The organism is Enterobacter sp. 342, assembly GCF_036663495.1.
Taxonomy (GTDB): domain Bacteria; phylum Pseudomonadota; class Gammaproteobacteria; order Enterobacterales; family Enterobacteriaceae; genus Enterobacter.
In genome coordinates this window covers 1-20,349 of record NZ_JAWUEI010000022.1, presented here as the reverse complement: position 1 = coordinate 20,349, position 20,349 = coordinate 1, and the positions used below count along the sequence as shown (strand labels likewise).

Genomic DNA, 20,349 nt, shown 5'->3' with positions numbered 1-20,349 from the left:
ACTGACCGGTCAAAATTGGGAGTAGGTGATACTAGCGTATAATCCAAAAAAGAAAAACGCCACGTAAAAACGTGGCGTTCACTGGCTTTATTTGCGTTACGAGCGTTTCATCATGTCGAAGAAATCGTCGTTGGTTTTGGTCATCGCCAGCTTGTTAATGAGGAATTCCATTGCGTCGATTTCACCCATTGGATGGATGATTTTGCGCAGGATCCACATTTTCTGCAGCTCTTCCTGTGTGGTGAGCAGCTCTTCTTTACGGGTACCGGAACGGTTGTAATCGATAGCCGGGAAGACGCGTTTTTCAGCAATCTTACGAGAGAGGTGCAGTTCCATGTTACCTGTACCTTTAAACTCTTCGTAGATAACTTCGTCCATTTTGGAGCCGGTATCGATCAGCGCCGTCGCGATGATGGTCAGGCTGCCGCCCTCTTCCACGTTACGTGCAGCACCGAAGAAACGCTTCGGACGATGCAGGGCGTTGGCATCCACACCACCGGTCAATACTTTACCGGAAGCCGGAACCACGGTGTTGTACGCACGGGCCAGACGCGTAATGGAGTCGAGCAGGATGATCACGTCTTTCTTGTGCTCAACCAGGCGTTTCGCCTTCTCGATAACCATTTCCGCAACCTGAACGTGACGAGATGCTGGTTCGTCAAAGGTAGAAGCCACAACTTCACCTTTAACCAGACGCTGCATCTCCGTTACTTCTTCCGGACGTTCGTCAATCAGCAGCACCATCAGCACACAGTCTGGGTGGTTATAGGCGATGCTCTGCGCGATGTTCTGCAGCAGCATGGTTTTACCCGCTTTTGGCGGTGCCACAATCAGACCACGCTGACCACGACCAATTGGTGATGCCAGGTCCAGAACACGTGCGGTTAAGTCTTCGGTAGAACCGTTACCACGCTCCATGCGCAGGCGAGAGTTCGCGTGCAGCGGCGTTAAGTTCTCAAAGAGGATCTTGTTACGCGAGTTTTCTGGTTTGTCGTAGTTAACTTCATTAACTTTCAACAGCGCAAAGTAGCGTTCACCCTCTTTAGGAGGACGAATCTTACCTGAAATGGTGTCACCAGTGCGGAGGTTGAAACGGCGGATTTGGCTAGGGGATACGTAGATGTCGTCAGGGCCGGCGAGGTAGGAGCTGTCTGCAGAGCGGAGGAAACCAAATCCGTCTTGCAATATCTCCAGCACACCGTCGCCAAAGATATCTTCGCCACTCTTAGCGTGCTGCTTCAGGATGGCGAAAATGATGTCCTGCTTGCGCATACGAGCCTGGTTTTCCAGCCCCATATTTTCGCCGAGAGTGATCAGCTCAGAAACCGGCGTATTCTTTAATTCGGTAAGATTCATAATGGTGTGGGTTCTTAAACTCGGGGTGATTCTCGAACTTAATGTTGTGAATGGTATGGCAGGGTCATCCATGCCTGTTTAGCGGCCATCAACTCATGTCTGTTCGCTGTCTGGTCACAGGGAAAGAACGCAGAACTGAAACGACAAGACGGATTGAGTGACAAGCCCGGAATTTAGCCACTTCACGCACTGTATATGTCAACAACGGGAAGTATCGGGTAAAACAAGATTCAAACAACAAGATATGTTTAAAACGAAGTCATAGCTAACTTAGCACGACTTCAGCCGGGCGTCCAGAGTTCCACATCATTTAGCCGGGAGCTCTGAACGCACAGCGGAGAAACCTTACGCCAGGTTAGCGTCCAGGAACTCTTTCAGTTGACCTTTGGACAGCGCGCCCACTTTGGTCGCCGCCACTTCGCCGTTTTTGAACAGCAGCAGGGTCGGAATGCCACGGATACCGTATTTTGGTGCAGTGCCCGGGTTCTGGTCGATGTTCAGCTTGGCAACGGTCAGTTTGCCCTGATATTCGTCGGCGATCTCATCCAGAATCGGGGCGATCATTTTGCAAGGACCACACCATTCAGCCCAGAAATCGACGAGGATCAGCCCGTCAGCCTTAAGTACGTCCGTGTCAAAACTGTCGTCAGTCAGGTGAATAATTTTATCGCTCATATATAACTCCACAGGAATAAGCCTGGTACGTTGGTTTTGTCTCCACCAACGACGTGTTGATGTCGCATTAACCAACTAAAGGTTGACTTTATTTCACCGGATACGCTTTCGTAAAGCAATAGTAAGCTGATATTCTACCACACTATGAGCAAAACACATTTAACAGAACAGAAGTTTTCCGACTTCGCCCTGCACCCAAAGGTGACAGAAGCCCTTGAAAATAAAGGGTTTCATAACTGCACGCCCATTCAGGCCCTCGCGCTGCCGCTAACGCTGGCCGGTCGCGATGTTGCAGGGCAGGCGCAAACCGGTACTGGCAAAACGATGGCGTTCTTAACGTCAACGTTTCATTATTTACTTTCTCATCCAGCGATTGCAGACCGCAAAGTTAACCAGCCGCGCGCGCTAATTATGGCCCCAACGCGAGAACTGGCGGTACAGATCCATGCAGACGCTGAGCCCCTGGCGCAGGCTACCGGCCTGAAGCTTGGCCTGGCCTATGGCGGCGACGGCTACGATAAACAGCTTAAAGTGCTGGAAAGCGGTGTGGATATCCTGATCGGTACCACAGGCCGCCTCATTGATTACGCTAAACAGAATCACATCAACCTCGGTGCCATCCAGGTCGTGGTGCTGGATGAAGCTGACCGTATGTACGATCTGGGCTTCATCAAAGACATCCGCTGGCTGTTCCGTCGCATGCCTCCGGCAAATCAGCGTCTGAACATGCTGTTCTCCGCTACCCTTTCTTATCGCGTACGCGAGCTGGCGTTCGAGCAGATGAACAACGCCGAATATGTGGAAGTGGAGCCCGAGCAGAAAACAGGTCACCGCATTAAAGAAGAGCTCTTCTATCCATCCAATGAAGAGAAAATGCGTCTGCTGCAAACGCTGATCGAAGAAGAGTGGCCAGATCGCGCCATTATCTTCGCGAACACCAAGCACCGCTGCGAAGACATCTGGGGTCATCTGGCTGCCGATGGTCACCGTGTTGGTCTGCTGACCGGCGATGTGGCGCAGAAAAAACGCCTGCGCATTCTTGAAGAGTTCACCCGTGGCGATCTCGATATTCTGGTCGCAACCGACGTGGCAGCACGCGGTTTACACATTCCAGCCGTGACGCACGTCTTTAACTATGACCTGCCAGACGACTGCGAAGACTACGTACACCGTATCGGTCGTACCGGTCGAGCCGGCGCAAGCGGTCACTCGATTAGCCTTGCGTGTGAGGAGTATGCGCTGAATCTTCCAGCCATTGAGACTTACATCGGTCACTCCATTCCGCAGAGCAAATACAATCCGGAAGCGCTGTTAAGCGAACTGCCGCCGCCTAAGCGCCTTACCCGCGCCCGCTCCGGCAATGGTCCGCGCCGCTCTGGCGCACCGCGTAATCGTCGTCGTTCAGGTTAAAAAAATATGCTCAGTTCCACCTCGCTTTATGCGGCAATTGATCTCGGTTCGAATAGTTTTCATATGCTGGTTGTGCGCGAGGTGGCGGGAAGCATACAAACGCTGACGCGTATTAAGCGCAAGGTCCGCCTCGCGGCGGGCCTGAGCAGCGATAACCACCTTTCTCATGAAGCCATGGAACGTGGCTGGCAGTGTCTGCGGCTCTTTGCTGAGCGTCTGCAGGATATCCCGCATTCCCAAATTACCGTTGTCGCCACAGCGACGCTCCGCCTGGCGGTTAACGCCGTAGATTTTATTGCCAAAGCGCAGGAAATTCTGGGGTGTCCGGTTCAGGTTATCAGCGGTGAAGAAGAAGCCCGCCTGATCTATCAAGGTGTTGCACACACGACAGGGGGTGATGATCGCCGTCTGGTCGTGGATATCGGCGGTGCCAGCACCGAACTCGTGACCGGTACCGGCGCACAGGCAACGTCACTGTTCAGCCTCTCGATGGGTTGCGTGACCTGGCTTGAGCGCTATTTCACTGACCGGAATCTGGCGAAAGAAAACTTCGACGAGGCGGAGAATGCCGCACGCGAGGTGTTACGTCCGGTCATGGATGAACTGCGTTATCACGGCTGGAAAGTCTGTGTGGGTGCTTCTGGCACTGTGCAGGCTTTGCAGGAAATCATGATGGCGCAGGGAATGGATGAGCGGATTACGCTTGCCAAACTTCAGCAACTGAAACAGCGAGCTATTCAGTGTGGGCGGCTTGAAGAGCTTGAAATTGAAGGCCTGACGCTTGAACGCGCGCTGGTTTTCCCGAGCGGGCTGGCCATTCTGATTGCGATTTTCACCGAGCTGAATATTCAGTGTATGACGCTGGCTGGCGGCGCACTGCGAGAAGGCCTGGTCTATGGGATGTTGCATCTGTCGGTTGATCAGGACATTCGCAGCCGTACTCTGCGCAACGTGCAGCGTCGTTTTTTGGTTGATATCGACCAGGCGGGTCGCGTGGCGCAACTGGCATCACGCTTCGCTGATCAGGTTGCCACCGGCTGGGATCTTGACCCTTTGAGCCGAGATTTATTGCTGAGCGCCTGCGCGCTACATGAAGTGGGGCTGAGCATTGATTTCAAACAGGCCCCTGTTCATGCGGCCTATCTGGTACGTAACCTCGATTTACCGGGCTACACACCTGCACAGAAAAAGTTGCTGGCAACGCTGCTGCTAAACCAGACCAACACTGTTGACCTCTCCTCTTTACATCAGCAAAACGCCGTACCGCCACGCGTGGCCGAGCATCTGTGCCGTTTGCTACGTCTGGCGATTTTGTTTGCCAGCCGCCGTCGTGATGATTTGCTACCTGCCATCAATCTGGTCGCTGATGGCGAGAAGCTTTCGCTGACGTTACCGGAAAACTGGATTGATAATCATCCCCTTGGGGCAGAGATGATCGAACAGGAGTGCCAGTGGCAAAGTTATGTACACTGGGTTCTTGAAGTGAAGTAATTCCCTGAGCATTGCCGGGTGGCGGCTTCGCCTTACCCGGCCTAAAAATAAATATTTATCCTTTCTCTTTGGCTTTCGCCAGCATGGCGCGAATGTTCGCCACGTTAGCCTGCCCCTTGTGCATCCGTTCTTCTGCCGTAATCACTTTGCGCTCCTGCTCCCAGATCAGATCGTCCTGCGGTAGCTCCAGCAGGAAACGACTCGGCTCCGGGCGCACCAGCTCGCCATACTGACGGCGTTCTTTACACAGTGTGAATGTCAGCTCTTTCTGCGCACGGGTGATCCCGACATAGGCCAGACGGCGTTCCTCGTCGACGTTATCTTCATCAATGCTGCTCTGGTGCGGCAGCAAACCTTCTTCCATACCGACCAGATACACATACGGGAACTCCAGTCCTTTTGAGGCGTGTAACGTCATAAGCTGAACCTGGTCAGCCTCTTCCTCGCTCTCCCCACGTTCCATCATGTCGCGAAGGGTAAAGCGGGTGACCACCTGAGTCAGGGTCATCGGCTCATCTATCTCCGAACCTTCCAGCATTTCGGTCATCCAACTGAACAGCTGGTTAACGTTTTTCATCCGCATCTCAGCGGCTTTCGGGCTGGCTGAGGTTTCGTACAACCAGGATTCGTAATCAATACCGTGAATGAGATCGCGAACTGCAGCGACAGGTTCACGTTCCGCAAGGCGCTGCACCTCTCCCAGCCAGTGGGTGAAACGGGTTAACGAATCGTAACCACGTCCGGTCAGCATCTGACTCAGCCCCATATCGAAGCTGGCGGTAAACAGGCTTTTGTTGCGGGTCATCGCCCATTCACCCAGTTTTTGCAGCGTGGCCGGGCCAATCTCGCGCTTCGGGGTATTCACGATACGCAGGAAAGCGCTGTCATCATCCGGGTTGGTGAGCACACGCAGATATGCCAGCAGATCTTTGATTTCAGGACGTGAGAAGAACGACGTACCGCCCGAGATCTTGTACGGAATGCGGTTTTGCATCAGCATCTTTTCAAAGACGCGCGACTGGTGGTTACCGCGATAGAGGATCGCGTAATCCTTATATTCGGTTTTATTAACGAAGTGGTGGGCAATTAGCTCGCCGGTAACGCGTTCAGCCTCATGCTCTTCATTGTTGGCACTGAGCACTTTCAGCTCTGTGCCGTAACCCAGTTCGGAGAACAGACGCTTCTCAAACACATGCGGGTTATTGGCGATCAGGATATTCGCCGACTTGAGGATACGCCCGGAAGAACGGTAGTTTTGCTCCAGCTTAATCACCTGCAACGCAGGAAAATCTTTGCTTAACAACACCAGGTTTTGTGGACGCGCACCGCGCCAGGAGTAAATTGACTGGTCATCGTCACCCACCACGGTGAAACGCGCGCGCTGCCCCACCAGCAGCTTCACCAGTTCGTACTGGCTGGTGTTGGTATCCTGATATTCATCCACCAGCAGGTAGCGGATCTTGTTCTGCCAGCGCTCACGCACCTCTTCATTACGCTGAAGCAGTAGCGTTGGCAGGAGGATCAGATCGTCGAAATCCAACACGTTACACGCTTTCATATGCGCGTCATACAGGCTGTAGCAGTGGGCGAAGATCCTGTCCCGTTCACCTTTCGCACTCGCTGCCGCCTGTGCAGGCGTCATCAGATCGTTTTTCCAGTTTGAGATCGTCGAGATCAGCTGTTGCAGCAGAACTTTGTCGTCTTCGATCAATCCTTCGGTGAGCTCTTTGAGCAACGCCACCTGGTCGGTGTCATCGAAAAGAGAAAAGTTGGACTTCATCCCAAGTGCGGCGTATTCGCGTTTAATGATATCCAGCCCCAGGGTATGGAAGGTGGAGATCATCAGCCCGCGCGCCTCTTTGCGCCCCAGCGTCTGGCCAACACGCTCTTTCATCTCGCGCGCTGCTTTGTTGGTAAATGTCACCGCCGCAATGTGGCGTGCCTGATAGCCACACCCACGAATTAAGTGAGCGATTTTGTTAGTGATCACGCGGGTTTTACCGGAACCCGCCCCTGCCAGCACCAGGCATGGTCCAGTGACGAATTCGACCGCTTGTTGTTGTCCAGGGTTTAAACGCATGGGAATATTGCTCAATCTTCGAACGGGGGATGGATTGTAGCAGAAAGCCGGGCGCAGATTTACCGGCTAATGATAAAGTGACGGAAACACGATGAATCCCGAGAGCAGAATCATGGTAAAGAGCGCAGCAGCCCTGCACATTCTGGTTAAAGAAGAGAAACTGGCCCAGGAGATCCTCACCAAACTGGAACGTGGGATCAGCTTTGATCATCTGGCAAAGCGCTACTCCAAATGCCCATCCGGGCGTAATGGCGGTGATTTAGGCGAATTTAAACAGGGGGCAATGGTGGGGCCATTCGATCAGGCGGTTTTTAGCTGCCCGCTCCTGAAGCCTTACGGTCCGGTGAAAACCAAGTTTGGCTACCATATCATTAAGGTGCTTTATCGCCGCTAACGCGTGTTATATTGCGCCCCAATTTATCTCAACCCATTAAGGCACAATCATGGCAAAAACAGCAGCAGCACTGCATATCCTGGTGAAAGAAGAGAAACTGGCTCTGGATCTTCTGGAGCAAATTAAGAACGGTGCCGACTTTGGTAAACTGGCGAAGAAGCACTCTATCTGCCCATCAGGCAAACGCGGTGGTGACTTAGGTGAATTCCGTCAGGGTCAGATGGTTCCGGCATTCGATAAAGTGGTCTTCTCTTGCCCGGTACTGGAGCCAACGGGTCCACTGCATACGCAGTTCGGTTACCACGTGATTAAAGTCTTGTATCGCAAATAAAAAGCCGGGTGGCGGCTACGCCTTACCCGGCCTACGTTTTAGCGTTTTGTAGGTCGGGTAAGCGAGGTGCCACCCGACAAGATTGTTAACCCGCTACTGCGATACGTTTCATATCGGTCATGTAGCCACGCAGTTTGTGACCCACTTTCTCGATCTGATGGCTGCGAATCGCTTCGTTTACATCACGCAGCTGCGCGTTATCCACGGCACCTTCTGCAATCGCTTTGCCCAGATCACCTGTCTGCAGCGTAGTCATGAACTCTTTCAGCAGCGGTACGCAAGCGTAAGAGAACAGGTAGTTACCATACTCAGCAGTATCAGAGATAACCACGTTCATTTCATACAGACGCTTACGGGCGATGGTGTTCGCAATCAGCGGCAGCTCGTGCAGTGATTCGTAGTACGCAGACTCTTCGATGATGCCGGAATCCACCATGGTTTCGAACGCCAGCTCAACGCCTGCTTTCACCATGGCGATCATCAGTACGCCTTTATCGAAGTACTCCTGTTCGCCGATTTTACCTTCATACTGTGGCGCGGTTTCGAACGCGGTTTTACCGGTCTCTTCACGCCACGTCAGCAGTTTCTTATCGTCATTTGCCCAGTCAGCCATCATGCCGGAAGAGAACTCACCGGAGATGATGTCGTCCATATGTTTCTGGAACAGCGGTGCCATGATGGTTTTCAGCTGTTCAGACAATGCGTAAGCACGCAGTTTCGCCGGGTTGGACAGACGGTCCATCATCAGGGTGATACCGCCTTGCTTCAGAGCTTCGGTGATGGTTTCCCAGCCGAACTGAATCAGTTTTTCAGCGTATGCAGGGTCAGTGCCCTCTTCCACCAGCTTGTCAAAGCACAGCAGAGAGCCGGCCTGCAACATACCGCACAGAATGGTCTGCTCGCCCATCAGGTCAGATTTCACTTCTGCAACGAAGGAAGATTCCAGCACGCCCGCACGGTGGCCGCCAGTTGCCGCTGCCCATGCTTTGGCAATCGCCATGCCTTCACCTTTTGGATCGTTTTCCGGGTGAACAGCAATCAGGGTTGGCACGCCGAAACCACGTTTGTATTCTTCACGGACTTCCGTACCCGGGCACTTCGGTGCCACCATGACAACAGTGATGTCTTTACGGATCTGCTCACCCACTTCAACGATGTTGAAGCCGTGGGAATAACCCAGCGCTGCGCCGTCTTTCATCAGTGGCTGCACAGAACGCACAACGTCAGAGTGCTGTTTGTCTGGGGTCAGGTTAACCACCAGATCCGCCTGTGGGATCAGCTCTTCGTAGGTGCCTACTTTGAAGCCGTTTTCGGTCGCTTTACGCCAGGACGCACGCTTCTCAGCAATCGCTTCTTTACGCAGTGCGTAAGAGATATCCAGACCGGAGTCGCGCATGTTCAGGCCCTGGTTCAGACCCTGCGCACCACAGCCGACGATGACCACTTTTTTACCCTGAAGGTAGCTCGCGCCATCAGCAAATTCGTCGCGCGCCATAAAGCGGCATTTGCCCAGTTGCGCCAGCTGCTGGCGCAAGTTCAGTGTATTAAAGTAGTTAGCCATGGGTGATACCTCGTGATGTTGTGTGTCTTATTGTTCGGTTCGCTGTTCAGCGAGAATGTACCCACATTACAACAGGAAATTCATTGCGGAAATTGATATATTCACAACGTCACGTTGCAATATCTGCAATGTAAAAAGGGGGAGTGAAATCAGTGGATTTACGCGATCTGAAAATGTTCCTGCATCTGGCGGAAAGCCGTCACTTTGGCCGCAGCGCCCGGGCGATGCACGTCAGCCCCTCCACGCTTTCACGACAGATCCAGCGCCTTGAGGAAGATCTCGGCCAGCCGCTGTTTGTGCGTGATAACCGTGCCGTTACCCTCACGGAAGCGGGTGAAGAACTGCGCATTTTTGCCCAGCAGACACTGTTACAGTATCAGCAACTCAGGCACTCGATTGACCAACAGGGGCCGTCACTTTCTGGTGAGCTGCATATTTTCTGCTCCGTGACCGCCGCCTATAGCCATCTCCCGCCCATCCTTGACCGCTTCCGCGCGGCACATCCGTCGGTTGAAATTAAACTCACCACCGGCGACGCCGCCGATGCAATGGAAAAAGTGGTGACGGGTGAAGCGGATCTCGCCATTGCCGGGAAACCCGAAACCTTGCCAGGTGCGGTGGCATTTTCAATGCTGGAGAACCTGGCGGTAGTGCTGATTGCCCCGGCACTGCCCTGCCCGGTGCGTAATCAGGTATCGGTGGAGAAACCAGACTGGTCAACGGTGCCATTTATCATGGCCGATCAGGGACCGGTACGCCGCCGTATTGAGCTCTGGTTCCGCCGTCAGAAGATCAGCAATCCGTCAATTTACGCAACAGTCGGTGGCCATGAGGCGATGGTCTCAATGGTGGCGCTCGGCTGCGGCGTGGCGCTACTGCCGGAAGTGGTGCTGGAAAACAGTCCGGAGCCGGTACGTAACCGCGTGATGATTCTGGAACGCAGCGACGAGAAAACACCGTTTGAGCTTGGCGTGTGTGCACAAAAAAAGCGGCTGCATGAGCCGCTTATTGATGCGTTCTGGCAGATCCTGCCAAACCATTAACCCGCGAGGAAGAACCTGAACGCCGGGTTATGCGTCTCATCGTGACAGTCATAGCCCAGTTCGTTCAGCCGCGTTTCGAAATCAGGCTCATGTTCGCCCAGCTCAAACGCGGCCAGCACGCGACCATAGTCCGTGCCGTGGCTGCGGTAGTGGAACAAAGAGATGTTCCAGTGCGTACCCAGCGTATGCAGGAACTTAAGCAGTGCGCCCGGAGACTCCGGAAACTCAAAGCTGAACAGACGTTCCTTGAGCGGTTTCGATGGACGTCCGCCAACCATATAGCGCACATGCAGTTTCGCCATTTCATCATCAGAGAGATCAACAACGCTGTAGCCACCTTCGTGCAGCAGGTTGAGGATCTCTTTGCGTTCTTCCAGACCGCGACTCAGGCGCACACCGACAAAAATGCACGCATCTTTGGCGTCAGCAAAACGGTAGTTAAATTCCGTCACTGAGCGGCCGCCGAGTAGCTGGCAGAATTTCAGGAAGCTGCCCTTCTCTTCCGGGATGGTCACCGCCAACAGTGCTTCCCGCTGTTCACCCAGCTCGCAGCGCTCTGAAACATAGCGCAGACCGTGGAAATTAACGTTAGCACCGGAGAGCACATGCGCCAGGCGTTCGCCGCGAATGTTGTGCTGAGCGATGTATTTTTTCATCCCCGCCAGCGCCAGCGCACCAGAAGGTTCCGCCACCGCACGCACATCTTCGAACAGATCTTTCATCGCCGCGCAGATCGCGTCGCTATCAACCGTGACGATATCGTCGAGATACTCCTGGCACAGGCGGAAGGTTTCATCCCCAATGCGCTTGACCGCCACGCCCTCGGCAAACAGCCCGACACGCGGCAGGTCTACCGGATGCCCGGCATCCAGCGCCGCCTTCAGGCAGGCAGAGTCTTCCGCCTCAACGGCAATCACTTTGATCTGCGGCATCAGCTGTTTGATCAGCACCGCCACGCCTGCGGCCAGGCCTCCGCCGCCGACCGGCACAAACACACGGTCAAGATGAGCATCCTGTTGCAGCAGTTCCAGCGCCAGTGTGCCCTGCCCGGCAATCACCATCGGGTGATCAAATGGTGGCACCCAGGTAAAACCCTGCTGTTGCGCCAGTTCAATGGCTTTGGCCTTGGCTTCGTCAAAGTTTGCGCCGTGAAGCAGCACTTCGCCGCCAAAACCACGCACCGCATCCACTTTGATATCCGCCGTGGCCACCGGCATCACGATCAGCGCTTTCAGCCCTAAGCGAGCAGAGGAGAATGCGACGCCCTGAGCGTGGTTACCTGCAGAGGCGGTAATTACGCCGCGTGCTTTTTGCTCGTCGGTCAGCCCTGCCATCATCGCGTAGGCCCCGCGCAGCTTAAAACTGTGTACTGGCTGACGGTCTTCGCGCTTCACCAGAATCACGTTGTCGAGGCGCGAAGAGAGTTTTTCCATTTTCTGCAGCGGGGTGACCTGCACCGCTTCATAGACTGGCGCACGTAGCACTGCCCGGAGATATTCCGCCCCCTCAGGGGCGGCAGATAAGGGTTGTGATTCGGCCATCATTAGCCCCCAAGTTTCGATTTATCGCGCACCGCGCCTTTATCTGCACTGGTGGCAAGGCTCGCGTAAGCACGCAGGGCGAAGGAGACTTCACGCTGACGATCTTTCGGCGTCCAGGCTTTGTCGCCGCGAGCTTCCTGCGCTTCACGACGAGCCGCAATTTCCTGGTCGCTCAGCTTCAACTGAATACCGCGATTTGGAATATCGATTTCGATCAGGTCGCCATCTTCGATAATGGCGATATTGCCGCCACTCGCCGCTTCAGGGGAAACGTGGCCGATAGACAAGCCGGACGTACCGCCAGAAAATCGACCATCAGTGATCAGCGCACACGCCTTACCGAGTCCCATGGATTTCAGGAAGGTGGTTGGGTAGAGCATCTCCTGCATACCCGGCCCACCTTTCGGACCTTCGTAGCGGATCACTACCACATCACCTTCCACCACTTTGCCACCGAGAATCGCGTCTACCGCCTCGTCCTGGCTTTCATACACTTTTGCCGGGCCGGTGAATTTCAGGATGCTGTCATCTACGCCGGCGGTTTTCACGATACAACCGTTTTCCGCAAAGTTACCATACAACACAGCCAGACCACCGTCTTTGCTGTAGGCGTGTTCCAGCGAGCGGATGCAGCCTTCAGCGCGGTCATCATCCAGGGTATCCCAGCGGCAGTCCTGCGAGAATGCCTGGGTGGTACGGATACCTGCCGGGCCAGCGCGGAACATCTTTTTCACCGCGTCGTCTTTGGTCAGCATCACATCGTACTGGTCCAGCGACTCTGGCAGCGTCAGACCAAGTACGTTTTTCACATCACGGTTCAGCAGCCCGGCGCGATCCAGTTCGCCGAGGATACCGATAACGCCACCGGCACGGTGCACGTCTTCCATGTGGTACTTCTGCGTACTTGGCGCGACTTTACACAGCTGAGGTACTTTGCGGGAGAGCTTGTCGATGTCGCTCATGGTGAAGTCGATCTCGGCTTCCTGCGCGGCGGCCAGCAGGTGCAGCACAGTGTTGGTGGAACCGCCCATGGCAATATCCAGCGTCATAGCGTTTTCGAACGCCGCTTTGCTGGCGATGTTACGCGGCAGCGCGCTGGCATCGTCCTGCTCGTAGTAGCGTTTCGTCAGCTCAACAATGCGTTTACCGGCGTTGAGGAACAACTGTTTACGATCGGCATGAGTCGCCAGCAGCGAGCCGTTGCCCGGTTGCGACAGACCGAGTGCTTCGGTCAGGCAGTTCATGGAGTTGGCGGTGAACATCCCGGAACAAGAGCCGCAGGTCGGGCACGCGGAACGTTCCACCTGCTCACTCTGCTCATCAGAGACTTTCGGGTCCGCACCCTGAATCATCGCATCAACCAAGTCGAGCTTGATAATTTTGTCGGAAAGCTTGGTTTTCCCTGCTTCCATTGGACCGCCGGAGACGAAGATCACCGGAATGTTCAGACGCAGGGAAGCCATCAGCATCCCTGGAGTGATTTTGTCGCAGTTGGAGATACAGACCATCGCATCCGCACAGTGGGCGTTAACCATGTACTCCACTGAGTCGGCGATCAGCTCGCGAGATGGCAGTGAATAGAGCATGCCCCCGTGACCCATCGCGATACCGTCATCCACCGCAATGGTGTTGAACTCTTTCGCCACACCGCCAGAGGCTTCAATTTGCTCGGCAACCAGTTTACCCAGATCACGCAGGTGTACGTGACCTGGCACAAACTGGGTAAAGGAGTTCACCACGGCGATAATTGGCTTGCCGAAATCGGCGTCGGTCATTCCGGTGGCGCGCCACAGTGCGCGGGCACCCGCCATGTTACGGCCGTGGGTGGTGGTGGCTGAACGATACTTAGGCATGCTTTATTTACTCCCGTCTGACTATTTAATGGGACGGTGCGTGCCGTCCCAAATTTATACTTAGTGATTAACCTGATCCAACCAGCCGTATTTATCTTCTGTTTCGCCGGTGAAGAGGCCAAAGAACGCTTGCTGAATACGTTTGGTGACCGGGCCGCAGCGGCCTTCGCCCACCTGGATACCGTCTACGCTGCGTACCGGCGTAATTTCAGCCGCAGTACCAGACATAAAGACTTCATCCGCCAGGTAGAGAGATTCGCGGGACAGTACCTGCTCGCGCACTTCGATACCCAGATCTTTCGCCAGCTTGATGATGGCGTCACGGGTGATGCCCGGCAGCGCGGACGAGGTAAATGGTGGCGTGAACAGAATGCCATCTTTCACTTCAAACAAGTTTTCGCCCGCACCTTCTGAGATATAGCCATTCACGTCGAGGGCAATACCTTCCTGATAACCGTGACGGCGCGCTTCGCTACCGACCAGCAGTGAGGAGAGGTAGTTACCGCCCGCTTTAGCAGCGGTCGGGATGGTATTTGGTGCCACGCGGTTCCAGGAAGAGACCATTGCGTCGATCCCCTGCTCCAGAGCTTCAGCACCCAGATAAGCACCCCATGGGAACGCGGCAATGATCACATCGGTGGTATAGCCTGCTGGCGGGTTAACGCCCATCCCCACATCACCCACAAACACCAGCGGACGAATATACGCGCTGGTCAGGTTGTTCTTGCGAATCACCTCGCGGCAGGCTTCCATCAGCTCATCGACACTCTGGGAAACCGGGAAACGATAAATTTTGGCTGAGTCATGCAGACGCTGCATATGTTCACGATGACGGAACACCACTGGCCCTTTGTGAGAGTCGTAACAACGGATGCCTTCAAACACAGACGTACCGTAGTGCAGCGCGTGGGACATCACGTGGACCTTCGCGTCCTCCCAGCGAACCATCTCACCATTGAACCAAATGTAATCAGCTTTTTTTGTCGTCATTTTTTCGTCCTGTCACGCTTAAGCGCGGATTTGTTGTGATGTGGTTGTGCTCTGGCAGATGGCTACATGGGCAACATCTACCAGTTTTGATAACTGACTAAACAGTAATTCGACCGGGCGCGGGCTGGCAACGGTTAATTCGATGCTGATATTTTGCGCATCGGTGGCCGTCTCCATATTCATAGAGCAAATCTGAAAACCACGATGACGGACCACACGCAAAACGCGTTCTAAGGTTTCTGGATTGAAGCGAGCCTGCACGGCGACCTGATGTTGCATCATGATAATTTCTCCAGCATTTGTGAGTTACTGGCACCTGGCGGTACCAACGGCCAGACATTCTCAAGCTCGTCGATTGAGACATGAAGCAGGTAAGGCCCTTCGCTTGACAGCATGGTGTCGAGTGCCGCTTCAACCTGGTCTTTACGGGTAATGTGCTGGCCAGGGATGCCAAAGGCGCTGGCCAGAGTGAGGAAATCGGGGTTATCGGTCAGGGTGGTTTCGCTGTAACGTTCCTGGAAGAACAACTGTTGCCACTGACGAACCATCCCTAAACGCTGGTTATCGAGTAACACGATTTTCAGCGGCAACTGCTTACGCTTCACGGTGCCCAGCTCCTGAACATTCATCATGAAGGAGCCGTCACCGGAGATACAGATAACGGTATCGTTCGGTCGGGCAACCTGTGCGCCCACAGCAGCTGGCAGACCGAAACCCATCGTTCCTAACCCGCTGGAAGTGATGAAATTTTCCGGGCGAGTGTAGGTCATGTGCTGAGCTGACCACATCTGATGCTGGCCCACGTCGGTGGTGACGACGCTGTCTGCAGGTTTACGATCGGACAACTGTTTCAACAGCAGCGGTGCGTAGATGGCCTCACCGGGGTGGTCGTAACGCCAGGCATGCTCAGTGCGCATGTCTGCAGCATGCTGACGCCATGCACGGATATCTAACGGTTGCTGCAAAGCGGGTAACAATATGTTGAGATCACCCTGCAGGGCGACATGTGCCTGACGCAATTTGTTCATTTCTGCCGGGTCGATATCCATATGGATGACTTTGGCATTCGGCGCGAAGGTGTTCAGCTTGCCAGTGACACGGTCATCGAAACGCGCCCCTACGGCAATGAGCAGATCGCACTCCTGCACCGCCAGGTTTGCGGCTTTGGTGCCGTGCATCCCCAGCATGCCGAGGTAGTACGGATAGTCGGCATCCACCGCGCCCAGACCTTTCAGCGTGCAGGTCGCTGGCATCTGCGTTGTTGCGATAAATTCGCGCAGGGCTGGAACGGCCTGTGCCATGCCTACGCCACCGCCAACGTACAGCATCGGCTGTTTCGCCTGTGCCAGCATCTGGCGCGCCTCTGCAACGTCCTCATGTGGAAACACATCGTCGCTTTCAACGGTGGAGAAGTGCGGTTCCAGATCACCGAGAGCCACCTGGATATCTTTTGGGATATCCACCAGAACCGGGCCAGGACGGCCAGAACTGGCAACAGCAAATGCTTCAGCCATCACGCGCGGCAACTCTTCCAGAGACTGGACGAGGAAACTGTGTTTGGTGCAAGCCAGGGATAAACCAAGCACATCCACTTCCTGGAAGGCATCGGTGCCGATGAACGGAGAAGCGACCTGACCAGTGATTGCCACGACAGGAACAGAGTCGAGCAGTGCATCAGCTAGGCCGGTGATCAGGTTGGTTGCCCCTGGTCCTGAGGTTGCCATGCAAACCCCAGTTTTGCCGGTAGCGCGCGCATAACCGATGGCTGCCATTGCTGCGCCCTGCTCGTGTCGGCACAACAGGTGTTCCACGCCGCCGTCATACAATGCATCGTAAATCGGCATAATTGCGCCACCCGGATAACCGAATACTGTCTCGACTCCCTGCGCGCGCAACGCATGTACTACCCACTGTGCCCCATTCATAGTTAGTTCCCCGTCATAAATCGGGAGAAACAGAATTTTGTGCTAGTGTTCATTCTCTGCTCCTCGCTTAAGTTTTTTAGTCATAAAAAAACCCCCGGACCTTTCGGTGCGGGGGTCTTAGTTCGTTAAGGCTTGATTTCTAAGCCTTTCCTCGTCCAAGTGCAGCCCCGCACGGTGGAATAATAATCACCACCACGCTAATCACGACCAGGCTAATCACTCGTAGAAGGGCTGTCATTTTCTGTTCTTTTTGCATCTTGTTCGAAGGAATACCTAAAGAGGTATCACAGTTTTTAAATCAAACACAAGATTTATTTATGACCATTTTGATTAGCACGCAAATCATATTTCGAAAAATCATTGTTTTATATGAGAAAAACAGAGTGTGAATTTTTTTCATAATTTCCAGCGTACTCAGGTCATCAAAACGAGCCGCTCTTTTTCTGCGAGAAGGTTTCCGCTAAGACGAAATAGTTGCATTTTGTCGCCAAAAGCCTGGAACAGGCGTCGTAAAAAACAAAACTGACGCTAAAGATATGAGCGAGATACTGGCATAGTCGACCCCCAAGGAGGTGCTTATGTCACTGTCAGTTGTTTATACGCGTGCGGCTATTGGAGTCAAAGCACCGCTGATTTCCGTAGAGGTTCATCTGAGCAATGGGCTTCCCGGATTAACACTCGTCGGTTTGCCGGAAACAACGGTGAAAGAAGCCAGAGATCGGGTACGCAGCGCAATCATCAATAGCGGTTATACCTTCCCCGCAAAGAAGATCACTATCAACCTGGCGCCTGCGGACCTGCCCAAAGAGGGGGGACGATATGATTTACCTATCGCTATAGCGCTTCTCGCTGCCTCTGAACAGCTTAATGCATCCAGGCTAGGCTCGTATGAGTTCATCGGTGAACTGGCGCTTACAGGGGCATTGAGAGGCGTTCCTGGTGCAATCTCAGGTGCGCTGGAAGCCATTCGTGCTGGTCGACAAATCATTGTTGCCAATGAAAATGGTTCCGAGGTGAGCCTGATAGCCGAAAAAGGATGCCTGATCGCAGGGCACTTGCAGGAGGTTTGCGCATATCTTGAGGGGCGACATGAGTTGTCAGAGCCTGAAGAAACAGGGGATCTCCTACCTGAAAGCCTGGACGATCTCAGCGATATCATCGGTCAGGAGCAGGGGAAACGGGCACTGGAGATTACCGCTGCCGGAGGGCATAACCTGCTGTTGATTGGTCCGCCAGGTACTGGGAAAACGATGCTGGCGAGCAGATTGAATGGTCTGCTGCCCCCACTCAATAACCATGAAGCACTTGAAAGCGCTGCAATATTTAGCCTGGTGAGTTCTGTGTCGTTACAAAAACAGTGGCGACGTCGCCCTTTCCGCTCTCCGCACCACAGTGCCTCACTAACAGCCATGGTCGGCGGCGGCTCTATACCGGGGCCGGGAGAGATCTCACTGGCCCACAATGGCATTCTTTTTCTTGATGAGCTGCCTGAGTTTGAACGGCGCGTGCTGGATGCTCTGAGGGAGCCTATCGAATCGGGTGAAATTCATATCTCCCGTACACGTGCCAAAATAAGCTATCCCGCGCAGTTCCAGCTGGTTGCAGCAATGAACCCGAGCCCGTCAGGACATTATCAGGGTAATCATAATCGCTGTACGCCTGAGCAGACGCTGCGATATCTGGGGAAACTCTCTGGCCCTTTTCTGGATCGTTTCGATTTATCCCTGGAGATCCCTTTACCTCCCCCTGGCCTGCTCAGCCAGAGTAGCGTCAGAGGGGAGAGCACGGTAGAGGTTCGCGAGCGGGTTATCGCCGCTCAAGCCCGGCAGTATATACGTCAAAATAAACTGAATGCCCGTCTGGATAATGCTGAGATTCGGCAGTTTTGCCAGATAAAGGCTGAGGACGCAAACTGGCTGGAAGAAACATTGACGCGATTTGGGCTCTCAATTCGTGCGTGGCAGCGTCTCTTAAAAGTCGCCCGAACTATCGCCGATGTGGAAAGGTGTCATGAAATTGAGAGACAACATCTGCAGGAAGCGTTGAGCTATCGTGCAATCGACCGTCTGCTTTTGCACCTGCAAAAGTTACTGGCGTAAAAAAGGGGCCGTAGCCCCTTTCTTATTAGTCGTCAGACTCGGTGTAGTCTTCTGCACCTTCCATCTGCGGCTTACCGCCAGACAGCGTATGGAAGCGCTTTGGACGCTTAATGCGCGCCATGTACTTGATCCATACACGTTCCGCTTCAGACTGCGGCTCACGCTCACCACGGCAAACAGAAACAAACTGTTTTTCGTCTTCGGTAGCAGGTTCACGCTTACCCAGATCCAGCTCGTTAAAGGCATAACCATGGCGCTCAAGCAGTTGAGCTTCTTTGATGGTGAAATCGCCGTGACGAGAGAACCCGCGCGGATAATGTTTATTGTCGAAAAAACGATTAGTCGTCGTAAAGCTTTCCGCCATCCTACACGCTCCTAATTCTTTGGCCGAGCTATTTATGGCGCGGAGTATTAGTTACGCTTGACAGAGTGTAAAACAAAACATTTAAATCATAACGACAAATAATTTTGTGGAGAAAGATGTGGATACGGAATTGCTTAAAACTTTCCTTGAAGTGAGCAGAACACGCCACTTTGGGCGAGCAGCTGAAGCCCTTTACCTGACGCAATCAGCAGTCAGTTTTCGTATTCGACAGCTGGAAAATCAACTGGGTGTGAATCTTTTTACCCGCCATCGCAACAATATTCGCTTAACGCCTGCTGGTGAGAAACTACTGCCGTACGCAGAAACGCTGATGAATACCTGGCAGGCAGCACGTAAAGAGGTGGCACATACTTCGAGGCATAATGAGTTCTCGATAGGGGCCAGCGCTTCTCTGTGGGAATGTATGCTAAGCCAATGGCTTACCCGGCTGTATCATTCTCACGGCCACCTGCAATTCGAAGCCAGGATTGCACAACGGCAGTCGCTGGTTAAACAACTTCATGAGCGCCAGCTTGATCTTCTGATCACAACCGAAGCCCCCAAGATGGACGAATTTAGCAGCCAGATTGTGGGTCAGTTTGGCCTGGCACTTTATGCCTCTGAACCTTCAATGATGAAGGCAGACTTGACCTATTTGCGACTGGAATGGGGGCCAGATTTTCAGCAGAACGAGACGGGGTTGATTGCACCTGATGATGTTCCGCAGTTAACGACCAGCTCTGCAGAGATCGCCTGTCAGCAACTTTCCTTACTGAAAGGTTGTACCTGGTTACCTGTTCGCTGGGCAGACACTAAAGCGGGGCTGCACACTGTGATGGATTCCACCACGCTTACCAGGCCCCTGTATGCGATTTGGCTGCAAAACAGTGATAAGCAATCGCAGATAAAAGATCTATTAAAAATCAATGTAATGGATTGATATATCAGCCAGCAGGGATGCTGGCTGAAAATTAAGAAGAGAGTTTTCTGCAGTGTTTCAGGCAAAAAAAATCCTTTGCCGAAGCAAAGGATTATATATGGCAGGGGCGGAGAGACTCGAACTCGCGACACCCGGTTTTGGAGACCGGTGCTCTACCAACTGAGCTACGCCCCTAAAGTTTTTTGCCATTAAGCCTGCCAATAAGGCAGGCTTAATGTCTTAATAAGTGGCGGAACGGACGGGACTCGAACCCGCGACCCCCTGCGTGACAGGCAGGTATTCTAACCGACTGAACT

19 protein-coding genes and 1 tRNA gene are annotated in these 20,349 nt (G+C 53.6%); 7 read left to right on the top strand and 13 right to left on the bottom strand.

The annotated features are described in order from the left end of the window. Positions 1-96: 96 nt before the first annotated feature. Both rho and trxA read right to left on the bottom strand, forming a co-directional pair. Positions 97-1,356 (bottom strand): transcription termination factor Rho, encoded by a 1,260-nt coding sequence (gene rho, locus V6E55_RS17020; protein WP_001054528.1) that lies wholly within the window; start codon positions 1,354-1,356, stop codon positions 97-99. 345 nt (positions 1,357-1,701) lie between these two features. After that, positions 1,702-2,031 carry a thioredoxin TrxA gene (gene trxA, locus V6E55_RS17015; protein WP_006179218.1) on the bottom strand — a complete coding sequence of 110 codons (330 nt, stop codon included), beginning with the start codon at positions 2,029-2,031 and terminating at the stop codon, positions 1,702-1,704. Between the two features lie 144 nt (positions 2,032-2,175). Between trxA and rhlB the strand changes: the two genes are divergently transcribed. Further along, entirely contained in the window at positions 2,176-3,441 is a 1,266-nt protein-coding gene (rhlB, locus tag V6E55_RS17010) for an ATP-dependent RNA helicase RhlB (protein ID WP_114979855.1), read from the top strand. Positions 3,442-3,447: 6 nt separating this feature from the next. Continuing rightward, the gene (gene gppA / locus V6E55_RS17005; RefSeq protein ID WP_114979854.1) at positions 3,448-4,932 is read left to right on the top strand and encodes a guanosine-5'-triphosphate,3'-diphosphate diphosphatase; all 1,485 of its coding nucleotides are present in this window, start codon (positions 3,448-3,450) and stop codon (positions 4,930-4,932) included. A gap of 55 nt (positions 4,933-4,987) precedes the next feature. Here gppA and rep read toward each other — a convergent pair whose 3' ends face one another. Next, positions 4,988-7,012, bottom strand: coding sequence for a DNA helicase Rep (rep, locus tag V6E55_RS17000; protein ID WP_316943468.1), 2,025 nt, complete (start codon positions 7,010-7,012; stop codon positions 4,988-4,990). A 112-nt stretch (positions 7,013-7,124) separates the two neighbouring features. Here rep and ppiC (V6E55_RS16995) point away from each other — a divergent pair, with 112 nt between their 5' ends. Then, a complete protein-coding gene (ppiC, locus tag V6E55_RS16995; protein ID WP_316943465.1) occupies positions 7,125-7,406 on the top strand; it encodes a peptidylprolyl isomerase PpiC in 282 nt (93 codons plus the stop codon). 49 nt (positions 7,407-7,455) lie between these two features. Further along, the gene (gene ppiC, locus V6E55_RS16990; RefSeq protein WP_008501570.1) at positions 7,456-7,737 is read left to right on the top strand and encodes a peptidylprolyl isomerase PpiC; all 282 of its coding nucleotides are present in this window, start codon (positions 7,456-7,458) and stop codon (positions 7,735-7,737) included. 85 nt (positions 7,738-7,822) lie between these two features. Here the strand turns inward: ppiC (V6E55_RS16990) and ilvC are convergent, their stop codons facing one another. After that, positions 7,823-9,298 (bottom strand): ketol-acid reductoisomerase, encoded by a 1,476-nt coding sequence (gene ilvC, locus V6E55_RS16985; RefSeq protein WP_021242831.1) that lies wholly within the window; start codon positions 9,296-9,298, stop codon positions 7,823-7,825. Positions 9,299-9,450: 152 nt separating this feature from the next. On the opposite strand from ilvC, the gene ilvY reads away from it, so the two are divergent. After that, positions 9,451-10,341 (top strand): HTH-type transcriptional activator IlvY, encoded by an 891-nt coding sequence (ilvY, locus tag V6E55_RS16980; RefSeq protein ID WP_316943464.1) that lies wholly within the window; start codon positions 9,451-9,453, stop codon positions 10,339-10,341. On the opposite strand, the gene ilvA is transcribed toward ilvY, so the two are convergent. The 7 genes from ilvA to ilvL form a co-directional block, all read right to left on the bottom strand. Continuing rightward, positions 10,338-11,882, bottom strand: a complete 1,545-nt coding sequence (ilvA, locus tag V6E55_RS16975; RefSeq protein WP_108091187.1) for a threonine ammonia-lyase, biosynthetic — start codon at positions 11,880-11,882, stop codon at positions 10,338-10,340. The two genes, ilvY and ilvA, sit on opposite strands and share 4 nt — an antisense overlap. 2 nt (positions 11,883-11,884) lie before the next feature. Beyond that, a complete protein-coding gene (gene ilvD / locus V6E55_RS16970) occupies positions 11,885-13,735 on the bottom strand; it encodes a dihydroxy-acid dehydratase (RefSeq protein ID WP_129994745.1) in 1,851 nt (616 codons plus the stop codon). 60 nt (positions 13,736-13,795) lie between these two features. Further along, entirely contained in the window at positions 13,796-14,725 is a 930-nt protein-coding gene (ilvE, locus tag V6E55_RS16965; RefSeq protein WP_021242827.1) for a branched-chain-amino-acid transaminase, read from the bottom strand. A gap of 18 nt (positions 14,726-14,743) precedes the next feature. Next, positions 14,744-15,007, bottom strand: coding sequence for an acetolactate synthase 2 small subunit (gene ilvM, locus V6E55_RS16960; RefSeq protein ID WP_129994744.1), 264 nt, complete (start codon positions 15,005-15,007; stop codon positions 14,744-14,746). Next, positions 15,004-16,650, bottom strand: a complete 1,647-nt coding sequence (gene ilvG / locus V6E55_RS16955; RefSeq protein ID WP_114979850.1) for an acetolactate synthase 2 catalytic subunit — start codon at positions 16,648-16,650, stop codon at positions 15,004-15,006. The genes ilvM and ilvG overlap by 4 nt, the downstream gene beginning before the upstream one ends. 2 nt (positions 16,651-16,652) lie before the next feature. Continuing rightward, positions 16,653-16,703: a peptide IlvX gene (gene ilvX / locus V6E55_RS16950; RefSeq protein WP_108091188.1), complete on the bottom strand. Its 51-nt coding sequence runs from the start codon at positions 16,701-16,703 to the stop codon at positions 16,653-16,655. Positions 16,704-16,789: 86 nt separating this feature from the next. After that, positions 16,790-16,888 carry an ilv operon leader peptide gene (ilvL, locus tag V6E55_RS16945; RefSeq protein WP_001311244.1) on the bottom strand — a complete coding sequence of 33 codons (99 nt, stop codon included), beginning with the start codon at positions 16,886-16,888 and terminating at the stop codon, positions 16,790-16,792. A gap of 340 nt (positions 16,889-17,228) precedes the next feature. On the opposite strand from ilvL, the gene V6E55_RS16940 reads away from it, so the two are divergent. Beyond that, positions 17,229-18,749 carry a YifB family Mg chelatase-like AAA ATPase gene (locus V6E55_RS16940; protein WP_316943462.1) on the top strand — a complete coding sequence of 507 codons (1,521 nt, stop codon included), beginning with the start codon at positions 17,229-17,231 and terminating at the stop codon, positions 18,747-18,749. Positions 18,750-18,774: 25 nt separating this feature from the next. On the opposite strand, the gene V6E55_RS16935 is transcribed toward V6E55_RS16940, so the two are convergent. Then, positions 18,775-19,113, bottom strand: a complete 339-nt coding sequence (locus V6E55_RS16935; protein WP_008501577.1) for a DUF413 domain-containing protein — start codon at positions 19,111-19,113, stop codon at positions 18,775-18,777. A gap of 118 nt (positions 19,114-19,231) precedes the next feature. On the opposite strand from V6E55_RS16935, the gene hdfR reads away from it, so the two are divergent. Further along, on the top strand, positions 19,232-20,053 hold the full coding sequence (hdfR, locus tag V6E55_RS16930; protein WP_316943460.1) for an HTH-type transcriptional regulator HdfR: 822 nt from the start codon (positions 19,232-19,234) through the stop codon (positions 20,051-20,053). A gap of 98 nt (positions 20,054-20,151) precedes the next feature. Here the strand turns inward: hdfR and V6E55_RS16925 are convergent. After that, positions 20,152-20,227: transfer RNA gene (locus V6E55_RS16925), tRNA-Trp, on the bottom strand. Positions 20,228-20,349 lie beyond the last annotated feature (122 nt).